General features: G+C 45.7%; 13 protein-coding genes and 1 tRNA gene. 1 reads left to right on the top strand and 13 read right to left on the bottom strand.

The annotated features are described in order from the left end of the window. Positions 1–249 precede the first annotated feature (249 nt). Positions 250–334: transfer RNA gene (locus L21SP3_RS01130), tRNA-Leu, on the top strand. 335 nt (positions 335–669) lie between these two features. On the opposite strand, the gene L21SP3_RS01125 is transcribed toward L21SP3_RS01130, so the two are convergent. The 13 genes from L21SP3_RS01125 to hypD all read right to left on the bottom strand — a co-directional run bounded on the left by L21SP3_RS01125 (position 670) and on the right by hypD (position 12,635). Then, the gene (locus L21SP3_RS01125; RefSeq protein WP_077538743.1) at positions 670–1,017 is read right to left on the bottom strand and encodes a HepT-like ribonuclease domain-containing protein; all 348 of its coding nucleotides are present in this window, start codon (positions 1,015–1,017) and stop codon (positions 670–672) included. Further along, positions 998–1,303, bottom strand: a complete 306-nt coding sequence (locus L21SP3_RS01120) for a nucleotidyltransferase family protein (protein ID WP_077538741.1) — start codon at positions 1,301–1,303, stop codon at positions 998–1,000. The genes L21SP3_RS01125 and L21SP3_RS01120 overlap by 20 nt, the downstream gene beginning before the upstream one ends. A 12-nt stretch (positions 1,304–1,315) precedes the next feature. After that, a complete protein-coding gene (locus tag L21SP3_RS12205; protein WP_261340804.1) occupies positions 1,316–1,441 on the bottom strand; it encodes a hypothetical protein in 126 nt (41 codons plus the stop codon). Between the two features lie 51 nt (positions 1,442–1,492). Continuing rightward, positions 1,493–2,725, bottom strand: coding sequence for a sulfate adenylyltransferase subunit 1 (locus L21SP3_RS01115; protein WP_077538740.1), 1,233 nt, complete (start codon positions 2,723–2,725; stop codon positions 1,493–1,495). A gap of 20 nt (positions 2,726–2,745) precedes the next feature. Then, the gene (locus tag L21SP3_RS01110) at positions 2,746–3,309 is read right to left on the bottom strand and encodes a retron system putative HNH endonuclease (protein WP_123785104.1); all 564 of its coding nucleotides are present in this window, start codon (positions 3,307–3,309) and stop codon (positions 2,746–2,748) included. A gap of 17 nt (positions 3,310–3,326) precedes the next feature. Continuing rightward, a complete protein-coding gene (locus L21SP3_RS01105; protein ID WP_077538736.1) occupies positions 3,327–4,604 on the bottom strand; it encodes an AAA family ATPase in 1,278 nt (425 codons plus the stop codon). A gap of 92 nt (positions 4,605–4,696) precedes the next feature. Then, entirely contained in the window at positions 4,697–5,524 is an 828-nt protein-coding gene (locus L21SP3_RS01100) for a sulfite exporter TauE/SafE family protein (protein ID WP_227806783.1), read from the bottom strand. A 36-nt stretch (positions 5,525–5,560) separates the two neighbouring features. Then, positions 5,561–6,373 (bottom strand): sulfate adenylyltransferase subunit CysD, encoded by an 813-nt coding sequence (cysD, locus tag L21SP3_RS01095; RefSeq protein ID WP_077541781.1) that lies wholly within the window; start codon positions 6,371–6,373, stop codon positions 5,561–5,563. 161 nt (positions 6,374–6,534) lie between these two features. Then, the gene (gene dgt / locus L21SP3_RS01090; protein ID WP_077538732.1) at positions 6,535–7,647 is read right to left on the bottom strand and encodes a dGTP triphosphohydrolase; all 1,113 of its coding nucleotides are present in this window, start codon (positions 7,645–7,647) and stop codon (positions 6,535–6,537) included. A 15-nt stretch (positions 7,648–7,662) separates the two neighbouring features. After that, the gene (locus tag L21SP3_RS01085; protein ID WP_077538730.1) at positions 7,663–8,163 is read right to left on the bottom strand and encodes an HIT family protein; all 501 of its coding nucleotides are present in this window, start codon (positions 8,161–8,163) and stop codon (positions 7,663–7,665) included. Then, positions 8,160–9,143, bottom strand: coding sequence for a hypothetical protein (locus L21SP3_RS01080; RefSeq protein ID WP_077538728.1), 984 nt, complete (start codon positions 9,141–9,143; stop codon positions 8,160–8,162). The genes L21SP3_RS01085 and L21SP3_RS01080 overlap by 4 nt, the downstream gene beginning before the upstream one ends. An 82-nt stretch (positions 9,144–9,225) precedes the next feature. Further along, positions 9,226–10,059: a hypothetical protein gene (locus L21SP3_RS01075; RefSeq protein ID WP_123785103.1), complete on the bottom strand. Its 834-nt coding sequence runs from the start codon at positions 10,057–10,059 to the stop codon at positions 9,226–9,228. Between the two features lie 221 nt (positions 10,060–10,280). Continuing rightward, a complete protein-coding gene (gene hypD, locus L21SP3_RS01070) occupies positions 10,281–12,635 on the bottom strand; it encodes a trans-4-hydroxy-L-proline dehydratase (protein ID WP_077538724.1) in 2,355 nt (784 codons plus the stop codon). Positions 12,636–12,730: the final 95 nt, after the last annotated feature.

The following is a 12,730-nucleotide window of genomic DNA, read 5'->3' as shown; positions in this document are numbered from 1 at the left end:
CCGTAAAGTATTGCAGTAAAACGGTTTAATGAGAATTAAAGCTAAATAAAAATTTTCAAAATTTTTCGCTTTTTCTCTTGACCTCTTTAAAAAACTTAATATCATAACAATTGTTTTAGAGGGAATGGTTTTTGTACGTCAAAACTTTTTCCTGTTAAACAATCAGTGGATGCGGGAGCTAAACGCAAAGCTGTTCTTAAGAAAACGGCTTGACTTTTTTTGCCGATTCAATATTATCTGCGTCTTCCCGCGGATGTGGCGGAATTGGCAGACGCGTTAGCTTCAGGTGCTAATGGGCAATACGCCCGTGGAGGTTCGAGTCCTCTCATCCGCAATTCTCCTTAAAAAACACATAACAACAACCAACACAAAGCCTCCTTAAAAACGCGAGGGCAGACCGCAACGGTCTGCCCACTCTTTTTTAAACGAACTTGATTTAATCTGTACTTGTGCCTCTCGAAGAGATTTAAACCGCCCCGCTTCTTCGCAGATAGCCAAATTAAATAAAAAACTGCTATTTTAAGATTTATAGTATGTAGCCGGAATCAAAAAAATATATGCCTCTCCGCGCATAAATTCGTTGCCCACCTGAAAGCGCCGAAGCAATACGATTAAGGCAGCGCGAAACCCTTTTCATTAGCTTCACTTACTGATTTTCACCTTTCTTGGCTATTCCCTTAACTCCTTGATGATTATATCTAAATCTGCGATCAGCCCCGGCAAATCAACTTGAATAATTTCCCACAGGATATCCATGTCAACCGCATCGTAGCCGTGTATAAGCCGGTTACGCAAACCAATAATCTCTGACCACGGAATTTCAGAATACCCATTCTGCGTTTGATTTGATACCCTTGCCGCAGCTTCGCCGATAATCTCCACTAATCGCGTCAACGCCAGTTCCATTTTCCGGTCGCTGTCAAGGTCTTTCCTGCTTTTACCTTCAGCCAGTTTCACCGCTTCTCTGGAATGTTCGAGCATATGCCGTAATTTAATATTATCCTTGCACTGCGTCATATAACACCTCTGCTTCTCTGATTACATCCTCACGGAAATCTCTGCTCAAAAAACCCGGCGTATTCAAATCTACCTTACGTTCAAATATATCCGATAACACCTTTTCCATCCTGAAAAACGCCAGCCCCACATGCACATCTGGCTCGAACTCCACCAAAACATCGACATCGCTTTCACCTGAGAAATCATCACGCAGCACGGAGCCAAACACTGACATCCGGCGTATCCCGTTTCGACGGCAGAATTCCGCTATTTTTTCTTTCGGTATGTCAATTTTCATTGTCATGCTTCTGTTCCTTTAAGCATTCTTCTCTTGAATATCAAAACGTGCCTTGGCCTTGGGTTTGATTCTCCACTGCTCAAAAAAGCCTTCTTCCGCTCTTGTGTAAGTTTGTAATCCGCCGCTGCTTTCTTCCGTGGCCATCTCTGGAAACAAAATAGAAACCTATATTAAAATACTAACGCATTTTACTTTCTACCGGCCGGTGATAATTCCGCCTGCAACGATATTTTCGTCTTTCACAAGCACGAATCTGCCCATCTCCTGGGTATTGTTGAAGTCGTCGAAGGCGATTTCCTTCTTGGTTTTAATCACCACCTCGCCCACTTCGAGATTTTCGAGTCTAGTGCCGTTTTCCTCGAGCACCTTGAGGGTGGAGGAGTCGATGCGTTTTTCTATGGTATCTATACTGCAGCGTGTCTGCTGGGTTGCGCAGCGTATAAACAGCCTTTCGGATGTATCGAGCGGGCGTTTGGTCATCCAGAAGATTCTCGCACGGAAGCAGTCTGCAAGAGCCGGCTCGCCGCCCTCTCTGCATACGATATCGCCTCTGTCGAGGAAGAGGGCATCTTCAGTTGTCAGGCCGATAGATTCGCCTGCGCACGCCCTATCCGTCTCTTCGAGAAACTTCTCCACAGACTGAACCTTTGTTTTCTGCCCCGAAGGAATCACCTTTACAGCCTCGCCCTGCTCCACGCAGCCCGCCTCCACGCGTCCTGCATTAATCCGCTTTTCATCCACCTTGTAAACATCCTGCACAGGGAAGATGAGGCTCTTATCCTCAGCCGGTATCCTGCCTTTAAGGCTGTCGAGGCTTTCGAGGAAGGTAAGGCCTTTATGCCAAGGCATATTATCCGAAGGCTTAGCAATATTATCGCCTTTTGCAGCGGCTATCGGAATCGTTATATCTGAGCTCGCCCCGATGGATGCGAGAAACTCCTGCACATCGCTTCGAACCTGCTCAAACCGCTCTTGACTGTATTCTACGAGGTCCATCTTGTTAATAACGGTGATTATCTGCTCAAGGCCGAGCATATTCAGCATATACGAATGGCGTTTTGTCTGCTCCATAACGCCCTCGGCGGCATCAACAATCAATACAGCCGCCTCGGCCTGAGATGCGCCAGTGATCATATTCTTCACAAACTCAACGTGCCCTGGGGCATCTATGATAACGTAATGCCGCTGGTCTGTGCTGAAGAAAACCTGCGTTGTGTCTATTGTAACGCCCTGCTTGCGTTCTTCCTCGAGGTGGTCGAGCAGGTATGCAAATTCATTCTCATCACGCCCGCGGGATTTGCTCATCTTCTCCATCTCGGCAATCTTATCAGGCTGGAGAGAATCGGTATCGTAGAGCAGCCTGCCGATGAGGGTTGATTTTCCGTGGTCAACGTGTCCTACTATTACGAAATTCAGTACATTATCCATATATGCGCCTTTGCTGTTTGTTATAATTTCTTTTCAACGTATTTAATTACTGTATAAAAACCTTTGTACCATTCATTGCAGTTTTCCGCAGCACTGGAAATATAATCAGGACATGCTTTTGCCAATTCTCTGATTATACTCCTTCTATTATCAATTAATCTCTTAGAGTTCAGACCGAGTATTTTAATAGTCTTTTCTGCATTGCTGTCTTCAGGGTCTGCCGGAATAACCTGCCCGTCGCCGGTATAAGTGAACCTTTTTTCACAGTCAGGGTCCGTTGGTGCTACCGGAATACAAGTGTTTCCTTTGGAGAATCCACACGAATCAGAAAAGTTGCAGGAAAGCAGAAGATTATCGTATGCGAAAGTTTTTTGAGGGTATTTACTTCTGGGAAGTAAATGCTCCACATGTGAATCCCTGCTGTTTTGGCAATCGTTTTTTTTCTCGCAATAGCAGCAATTCCCTTTCTGCTCTTGGGAAAGGGAATTCTTTAAATTCCGGCAAATTTCCTCTAATTTCGTAAAATCAGACCAGTTTGCGCTGCTGCTGCCCCGCTTCCATCTTTCGAAGTCTTGAGGACTCATTTTTTTCCTGATATGCCTCAATTCCTGATCTCCTCCATTCTAATAAGAGTATCAGCTCTCATTATTTCCGGATCCTCGGAGGGCATATCTTTTTTCAGTTCATTGAGAATACTTTTGGCTTGGTCAAATTTTTTCCATTCGATAAGCCGGAAAACACTGCTTAGTTTTTCGCTTACCTCCTTCGGCCTCGCCTCATCATCCATCACGAGCTCAACTACCCTGTCTATGCTCATTCCGTAAGGAGCATTTCCTGCGGAAACCGGGTGGCTGGATTCAAGGCCGTCCTCTAACTGCCTCAAACAGAAAACCTGATTCGTTTTTCTAACGTTGCTGATCACCTGCGGGGAATGTGTTGAAATGAAAAACTGGCAATTCGGGAAAGCTTCAAGCAGATTCGGTATAACAGTTCTCTGCCAGCTTGGATGCAAGTGTAAATCAATTTCATCTATAAGAATAATACCCTCGTTTTCGAGAGGATTTTTGCATTCAGGAGCTGAATTAACAAGCCTCATTGCAATATCACCAGCAAGGGCTATGAGATTCTTTTCACCGCCGGAGAGCTGATCGAAAGAAAGCGTTTCTCCCGCCTTTTCCATAACCAGCGAAGCCCCGCCGGCAGAATAGCTTTCTCTATCAACTTTTATATTAGACACCTCAGGCACAAATGTTTCTATGGTTTTCTTTACTGCCTCATATTGCCTATCGGGCTCAATCTCCATTTGCGAGGGGTTATTTCTGTGTTTGCGGTATGCCTCTGCCAGTTTCTGATTGAGCAAGTCTTCCCTTTCTCTTATCCAGTTGAAGAGAAGGTTGTAGTCAACCTTACCTAAAAGTGAGGATTTAATCACCTCAGGCGGATAAACACCAGGCTTCAATGAACCTGAAATCTTTTCGGTTATAGAACGCTCAACGGGATAATAGCATACAGCAGGGAAAGAACCTTCCTTCTGGAAACAGTCAATCAATGGGTTGATTTCAGAAATTTCGTTTTTGAGATTTTCTTTTCTGCTCTTATTGACCTGCCACTTAAATGTTTTTTTATCATGATGGGCGTATGCCAAAATAGAACAGCTTTTTTCATTAAATCTTATATCAGTTTCGTCGATTTTCTGCCCTGTTTTTTTGCCGGCTTTGCTTTTACTTACAAGCCAGGAAAGAGCAAGGCTGAGCGCATCAAGGATTGTCGATTTGCCCGAGCCGTTCACTCCGACAAATACATTGAGCCTCTTGTCAAACTCGAGATTGACCTCAGAAGCAAGACGGAAATTCCTTAATGATATTCTGTCAATTTTCATCTTATTCTTTCTACCTTTTATAAGCAGTTTCAGCTGCCATGATATTAAAAAGAGTATGGCATTTATGAGATTATTTCAAGCAAAAAGCAGGGTTAAAAGAACAGCTTCAGCAGTGTGAATAGGCCGAGAGCCATAGTTATCGCTGCTATGAGCATCTTCATATTCCCGGAGCTTACCTTCTTAACAGCAAGAGCAGAGAGCGGAACAGAAAGCACAGCCCCCGTGCAGAGCCAAGGTGCGAGGCGGAAATCGAACGGCTGCTTGAGCACGTACACATAAAGCACAACGCCAACGAGGCAGGTAAGCCCTTCAGCGAGGCTGGTAATGCCGACAGCGCTTTTGCTGTTTACTCCAGAGAGGATCTGACCGCTGGTTACCACAGGGCCGTATCCGCCGCCGGAGATTCCTTTGTTGAACGAGGCGATTATGCCGAGAAAAGTCATCTTATGCCACGAAAAGCGGAATGTTTTCTTGAGGCATATCATTATCAAAAGCCCCATAGAGAACACCAGAACGCCGATATAAAGCTTTAGCCAGAAATCCGGGATATTCACTGCCACGTAAATCGCTGCGACCGTACCAATAACGCTGCATAGCGAGAGCAGAATCGCTATTTTCAGATGCCGAGGGGTATTCTGCTTGAAGCTCTCGATATAACCAATACTGCTGAGCTGCTCTGCAATCTTTCGTGCATTCATCGTTTCCGGCCTCAGGTTCACGTTTCCGTGGGTGTGGTGCAGAACCGCTGCAAGAAGCCCGCTGACAAGCTCGCTCAGCAGCACCGCCGGGACAATCTCCAGAGGCTCAAAGCCGAACAGCAGCATCAGCACAGGCGTGAGCGTAGTGCCATAGCCCATACCGAGCGTGGCATCTACAAACTCACAGAAAAACGCTATGATTATCAATCCAAAGCTTTGCAACAGCTGCTTTCCTTCGCTCGGGCCTACGCCCTTTTACTACATATACCCCAGAGAGCGGAGTTTCTGCATCATATAATCATCTTCTTTGTCCTGAGCTCTTCCGCTGCGTTCGGAAACCTTTGTGCTCTTCAGCTCAGCGATTATATCATCAATGCTTTGGGCATTTGAATCTACAGGCCCGCAGCAGGTTTCGCAGCCTATGCTTCGGTATCGCTTGCCGTTTTTGGCAAGGTAGAGGGTTGGTATCGGGATATTTTCCCGTTTGATGTATTCCCAGATATCCACCTCACGCCATCCAAGCAGAGGATGCACTCTGAGATGTTCTTCCTGAGCGGCCTTAGTTTTATACTGATCCCAAAGTTCCGGCGGCTGGTTTTTGTAGTCCCATTCGAAGTCTTCATCTCTCGGGCTGAAAACCCTCTCTTTAGCCCTTATACCGTGTTCATCCCTTCTGATTCCCAACAGAAGCGCCTTAAACTGATAATCTGCTATTGCATTCTTCAGGGCGAGGGTTTTGAGCTGATTGCAGCATTCAAACTTGCCTTTATCCGGCCCCATCCCGTCGGCGAGAGCCTTCTCATTCCTTGCAACTTTCAAGTCAAGGTTCCACTTTTCAGCATACTTATTGCGGAAATCATAGATCTCCTGAAATTTATACGACGTGTCAATGTGCATAACAGGAAATGGAATCTTGCCGAAAAACGCCTTGCGGACGAGCCAGAGAAGTGTTGTGCTGTCTTTGCCTATAGACCAGAGCATAGCGATGTTTCTGAACTGACTGTACGCCTCACGGATTATGAAGATACTTTGGTTTTCGAGCTTATCGAGCTGTGTGTAGTTGCCGGCCATTTTTACCATCCAGAAAATTTAAGTTTCATTTTTCCAGCAATAATTATACGAAAAAACTTCGAAATTGCAATTGAACGATGGAAAATCAGCTTAAAGAAAAGGGGTTGATTAAAGAACTGCTGTAAGGCTTATAAATCTAAAAACACGCTTTTTCCGCCTCACTAATCTGTCTGGGTCTGCGTTGCCTCAAGCTGTTCGAGCATACGCATACAGAAGCGGTCTGTCATACCCGAGATATAATCGCAAACCATTCTCATACGCCCATATTTTTCTTCAAATGAGCGGTAGTAGCCCGGTATTTCGCCTGTGTTTTTATAGAAGTATTCGAAGATCCTCTCAAGCCAGCCTGCCACTTCTTCGGTAGTAGCGCGCACCTTCTGAGACTTATACAAATTTTCCAAAAGGAAGCTCTCGAGCTCGCGAAGGCATCTATCAGCTTCACTGGTTATATCAACCAGCGGCTCACTTCGCTGATATACATCGCTAAGCGAATCTATGCCTGCGTTTTGAATCTTGCTTATACTGGTTTCTATAGCATCGCTTACCAAGCTGTCGAGAATTTTCTTTGAAACCCTCACATTCCTAATAAAACCATCGCTTATGTCCTGCTCACGAAACTCATTTACAGCCTTTTTAACAATCTCAAGCTCCCAAACCTCAGGCACATCTATTACCCTTGCCTTTGCTCTGAGCCCGTCTTCGAGGTCGTGGCAGTTGTAAGCGATTCTGTCGGCAATATTTGCAATCTGGCCTTCCAGAGAGCAGTTTTTCTCAACGCAATCATCGCTGTGGGGCGGGTCGTAAGGGCTGAGATGCCTTGAGAGCCCGAGCCTTGTTTCATAGCACAAATCCAAACCGGGAAATGCGGGATACGGATGCTCCAGCACCTCCACCACTCTCAGCGTTTGGATGTTATGTTCGAATCCGCCCCAGCCGGCCATAATCTTATCGAGAGCCTCTTCGCCGGAATGGCCGAACGGGCTGTGCCCAAGGTCGTGTGCGAGGCAGATTGCCTCAGTAAGGCTTTCATTAACTCCAAGACACTTTGCAATTGTCCGCCCGATCTGGGCTACCTCTATGCTGTGAGTAAGGCGGGTGCGGTAGTGATCATCCTGGCCGGGCGTGAAAACCTGCGTTTTTCCCTCCAGCCTTCTGAATGCGCTGCAGTGAATTACTCTGTCTCTGTCGCGTTCAAAGGGGTCTCTGTAAAGATGAGGGGTGTTTTCGTAGATCCTGCCCTTTGAATTTGCCTCAGTTACAGCATACTGTTTCATCAAATATCTTTCAAACTAACAATGCTTTATCAGTTTGTCGTACAAATCTCGAAGCCCCTGGCTTACAACATCTGTCTGGCCGCATACTGCCATAAAATTCGTATCGCCGTCCCATCGGGGTACAATATGAATATGCATATGTCCCGGCAAACCGGCACCTGCACAGCGGGCAATATTTATCCCCACATTAAACCCATCCGGAAATATTTCCTTTCGCAAAAGGGATTGAGTTTTCTTAACCCCCTTAAACAGATCGAGCATTTCTTCATCCCTCAAATCTTCGATATCGCCTGTGTGCGTTAGCGGACATATCATAATATGGCCGTTGTTGTAGGGGAATTTATTGAATACGGCCATTGAATGGTCTGTTCTGAAAAGAACAAAATTTTCCGCATCCTTTTCCGGCTCACCTGCATAACCGCATAGAAAGCAGCCTTCTGATCTGCCGGAAAGGCCCTGGATGTATTCCATCCTCCAGGGCGCCCAGAGGTTTTTCTTTTCGAATTCGCTTCTCATTCTGCCAGTTCAACTGTTATCTTCTGATGCACTTCCAATTTCGGCACGCTGTCTCCAAGCGGAATCATAAATCCCGCCTCCATCAGCATATCATACTCTTGCGTTTCGCTAACAAGAACGCCTTGGAGCTGGTCGTAAACGGTTTTTCCCCCGCCTTCAAGGCTCAGTGGCTTGTAATTTCTCAGAAACCCGAACATACCTTTAGTTTGGAAGGAGCCTTCATAAGGCTTTGGGCGCGGCTCAATTGACGGTTTAAATTTCAGCTTCCCGTCTTCTGTCTCTTTGTATGTGCTGAGCTGATAGCTGCTTTTTATCACCATTGTGTTTTCATCTTCAGGCTGCATATCAGCAGGCAGGCTGTAGGTAACGATTCTCTCCGCGGGGATTCCCACAGCGAAAGGAACCATAAGCAGCGATTCCCACTGCTGGCCGGGCGATATACCGAAAGATTTCTTGTTTGCACTTGCCACAGCATTCCACATAGACCACTGCGTTGCGGCGAAATCGAGAATCATATCGGGGTCTTTAATGCGGCGTTTCCCGCTTTCTTTAATAGCCTGCTTTCCGGCCTTTGCAAGGGCATTCTGAAGGCCTGAATAGTCTTCAATCTCGCCTGCGGAGTTAATCTTTATTTCCCACTTCTGCCCTTCAAGCACCTCAAGCGGGTCAGAACTGCTTTTTTTGCCGGTAAAAGAGCTGCGTCTAACGCTTACATTCCTGCATTCCGCCTCGAGAACAGTGCTGCCCAGCTCATCAACTTCCACTGGTTTGTATGCAATCTGCATATTTAGCTTTTCAGAGGCATTCTGCTTCTTGCCGGATTTGCTTCCTTCAAGAGTGAGCGTAATATCCCGCTGGGACACAAAGTTGTAAACCATTTCCTGCCTGTCAAAGCCGAGGGAAAGATAGGTCTTTTCACTGCTGCATCCGGAAATAATAACTGCCGCTGCAGCAATTGAAAACAGTAAGACTCTTTTCAAGTTAGCTCTCCTCAAATTATATCGCTATTATTAAAAACAAAATGCCCGCTATGCTTTTTGCAGCGGGCATTCGAGTTTTTTGTCAAATCTTTTCAAATGAGTACTTATGAATAAATTTCATAGTTAAAACATCAGGGCCTTTTTCAGGATCGCCGTCTTTGGGCTGCTCAGCTGCAACGTGCTCGCTTACCAAATGCTCCTCAGACTTAACCACCTCGCCGGTTTCTGTATCGTAAACCATACTGCCTTCCAAGGTGTCTTTGGTGTCGAAAATGTTTGCCATAAAGCCCATAGAACCTGAACCAACATCGAGACCTTCTATTTCTTTATTAGTCTGCGAGCCGGTCATTTTTACGTGAGCGGTGCCGTCTTTCATCTGTTTAACATTATAAGTTTTCTTAAACGCCTTTGCATCGAGAGCACCCTTCGGGCTTGAAGAATACCTAACCCAAGACTTCCCTTTGCTTACAGCAGTTCCGGGCTTTGGAATGCCTCTTATGGTATGCCTTTTGATAATGTATTCATCCTTGAAGATTGTTTTGGCCTCTCTGCTGCGGCATTTTTTCATAATGTCTTCTTTGTCCACCACTTCAACAGTACCGTCGGGGGACATGGATATTTTGTAAGACTCACCAATAAGAGAGGCGAGCGTCCCGCCTTTGTCCTCTTTGCTGTTGAAATCTACATTAACCCCTTTGCTGTTTTTCGAGAAGAACACAAGCTCTTTTACAGTAATATCAAGGATTGCCGTGCCGTCAGGCTTAACTGAATCAACCTTCTGGTCGAAAACCATCTCAACTCTTCCTACATTTCTGTCGAGCTTGCTCTTTTCTTTTGAAGGCTGTTCAAAGCTCACCTCCTTTGTGGTTTCCTGAAGCACCTTGAATGTATCAACCTCACCTGGCTGATAATTCATTGTGAATTCTGCTGTTTGGCAGCCTGTAAGAAGGACTGCAGCACAAACAAACGACGCTGTAAAAACAATACGGAACAGTTTCATTTTAATCTCCAATAAGCGTAACATTAATGCTGATTAACCGCGTTAGCACAAAAATATTATATAAGAAACAGTTTTTACCACAAGTTATTACTAAAAAATAAGCTGCTAACAAAAGTTTTTCTTTCTTTAAAATACATTCAAACTGCCTGTTCAGTGCGTTTTATAATCTCGTTTTGCAGATCGCGTCCCAATACAACAAAATAATCGCTGTATCCTGCTACTCTGACAATCAGGTCTTTATGCTTTTCGGGATTCTGCTGGGCATCAAGAAGCGTTTCTTTGTCCACAACATTAAACTGGATATGATGTCCGCCCAGCTTAAAATAAGACCGCACAAGGTCTGCAAGCGCCTTTACTCCTTTGTCCTTCATAAGCTCCGGACTGAACTTCATATTCAGAAGCGTACCGCCTGTGAGCGAATGATCGAAACAGGCTGCGCTTTTTATAACTCCCGTAGGCCCAACATGATCGGCTCCCTGCGTGGGAGAAATACCGTCTGAGAGCGGCTCTCCTGCTTTCCTGCCTGAAGGCAAGGCCCCTGTTACGGAGCCGAAATAAATATGAGATGTTGTGGGCAGAAGGTTTACCTTGTATAACCCGCCCTTTGTATTTGGCTTTCCGTCTAATGCATCATAGTACATCTGGAAGACATTCTTGGCGATCTGGTCGGCATATTCGTCGTCGTTGCCGTATTTAGGGGTTTTGTTCAGCAGCTGCTGACGGAGATATTCATTATCCTTGAAGTTGCTCTTTAAGGCTTCGGCAAGCTCTTTGAAAGATACGTTCTTCTTATCGAACACGTTGTACTTCAGGCCTGCAAACGCATCAGCCGCTGAGCCAAGACCAACGCCCTGTATGTAAGTGGGGTTGTATCTCGGGCCTCCGTTATGGTAGTCGAGGCCTCGATTAATGCAGTCATCAACAAGCAGAGACATAAACGGAACCGGCATACGCTCTGCATAAAGCCTTTCTATCTCGCTGTTAAGCTCTATCTTTAAATCTATAAAGTAGTTCAGCTGCCGCTTATACTGCTCGAGAAATTCATCGAAGCTTTCGATCTGTTCTGGAGGTTTTGTTTTCAGCCCCACCTGATTTCCTGTACGCGGGTCAACGCCGGCATTTATGGTAATCTCGAAGATTTTAGGCATATTGCAGTAGCCGGTGAGAATGCAGCTTTCCTTCCCGAAAGCGCTTACCGTAACACAGCCGCTAGGGCCTCCGTTTCTTGCGTCTTCAAGAGATTTTCCTGCATTGAGCATTTCTTTTATTATAACGTCGGTATTGAACACGCTGGGCTGGCCGAACCCCTCGCAAATCACCTTGCAGGCTCTTTCGAGGAATTTGTCGGGATTTTTCTCGCTGAGCTGAATGCAGGAGCTGGGCTGGGTGAGCTTCATTTCTTCCACTACATCCAAAATTATATACGAGAGCTCATTAACAGCATCAGAACCGTCCTCGGGGAGGACGCCGCCAACATTAATCAGAGAAAAATCGGTGTATGTGCCGCTCTGTTCTTCCGTAATGCCAACTTTAGGCGGAGCGGGATGGTTGTTGAATTTTATCCAGAAGCATTCAAGAAGCTCAACAGCCTGTTCTTTTGTAAGCTCGCCTGCTTGAATTTCTTTCTCATAGAATGGCATAAGGTGCTGGTCTATCCTGCCGGGGTTGTATGAATCCCACGGGTTTGTCTCGATGATTACGCCCAGATGGATGAACCAGTACATCTGCAGGGCTTCGCGGAAGGTATCGGGCTTTGAAGCTGGCACTTTCCTGCAAATTCTTTCAATCTCGAGCAGCTGTTCTTTTCTTACACTGCTGCTTTCATTCTTTGCAAGCTCTGCTGCGCAGTCTGCATATCTTCCTGCAAACATAATCAGGGCATCTGCCGCTACTGCCATAGCCTCGAGTTCCTGATGCTTTTCTTTCGCCTCGCTGTCAGACTCAATCTCGTAAATGCTATCTCTGATCTCTTCCTTGAAATCATTGAGACCGCGGGAATATATTTTGCCGTCAAGGATGGCATGGCCGGGGCTTCTCTGCTCCATAAACTCAGTAAAAACGCCCGCATCAAAGGCCTTTATCCAGTCTTCATTTGCACGCTCGAAAACCTCCTCACGCATTGTTCTGCCATGCCAGAAGGGGATGATTCGCTCTTTGTAAACCTTCTTAACCTTATCAGACACTGCATACTGGGTCTTTTCCCGTGTGCTCATAATCTCGAGGTCTTCAAGACCGTGACAGCATATTTCAGGGTAGGTAGAAACGGCTTTCGGGCCGGACCCTCTTTCCCCTACTATCAGCTCACCATCGCAGATGTGTATGCTTTTGTTTGCGAGGATATATTCAAACATCCTTGCTCGTGCCAGTGGTGCAGAAAGCTTTTCGTCAAGCTCCTTGATGTAGAAGTCTGTTACAAGCTCTGCACGCTCGGGACAGATGAAAGGCTTAGTGTTTATACTCTCCTGCCTTAATTTCCTCACTCTCTGGTTCATTTTGCTGTCCTTAAAGTATTACTGAAAACCAAGTATTAAAATTGTATTTCTAATCATACCGTGATTATAAAACAAAAGTTTTAAATTTCAGCTTT

The sequence above is a fragment of the Sedimentisphaera cyanobacteriorum genome, assembly GCF_001997385.1.
Taxonomy (GTDB): Bacteria; Planctomycetota; Phycisphaerae; order Sedimentisphaerales; family Sedimentisphaeraceae; genus Sedimentisphaera; species Sedimentisphaera cyanobacteriorum.
Note: the sequence above shows the minus strand (reverse complement) of the source record. Positions and strands in the feature narration are given on the sequence as shown.

Coding starts and splice junctions, on each gene's coding strand:
- cysD (WP_077541781.1), bottom strand. CDS start 6,373: ATGGCCGGCAACTACACACAGCTCGATAAGCTCGAAAACCAAAGTATC.
- L21SP3_RS01125 (WP_077538743.1), bottom strand. CDS start 1,017: ATGACGCAGTGCAAGGATAATATTAAATTACGGCATATGCTCGAACAT.
- L21SP3_RS01105 (WP_077538736.1), bottom strand. CDS start 4,604: ATGAAAATTGACAGAATATCATTAAGGAATTTCCGTCTTGCTTCTGAG.
- L21SP3_RS01115 (WP_077538740.1), bottom strand. CDS start 2,725: ATGGATAATGTACTGAATTTCGTAATAGTAGGACACGTTGACCACGGA.
- L21SP3_RS12205 (WP_261340804.1), bottom strand. CDS start 1,441: ATGGCCACGGAAGAAAGCAGCGGCGGATTACAAACTTACACAAGAGCG.
- hypD (WP_077538724.1), bottom strand. CDS start 12,635: ATGAACCAGAGAGTGAGGAAATTAAGGCAGGAGAGTATAAACACTAAG.
- dgt (WP_077538732.1), bottom strand. CDS start 7,647: ATGAAACAGTATGCTGTAACTGAGGCAAATTCAAAGGGCAGGATCTAC.
- L21SP3_RS01110 (WP_123785104.1), bottom strand. CDS start 3,309: ATGAGTCCTCAAGACTTCGAAAGATGGAAGCGGGGCAGCAGCAGCGCA.
- L21SP3_RS01085 (WP_077538730.1), bottom strand. CDS start 8,163: ATGAGAAGCGAATTCGAAAAGAAAAACCTCTGGGCGCCCTGGAGGATG.
- L21SP3_RS01120 (WP_077538741.1), bottom strand. CDS start 1,303: ATGACAATGAAAATTGACATACCGAAAGAAAAAATAGCGGAATTCTGC.
- L21SP3_RS01075 (WP_123785103.1), bottom strand. CDS start 10,059: ATGAATTATCAGCCAGGTGAGGTTGATACATTCAAGGTGCTTCAGGAA.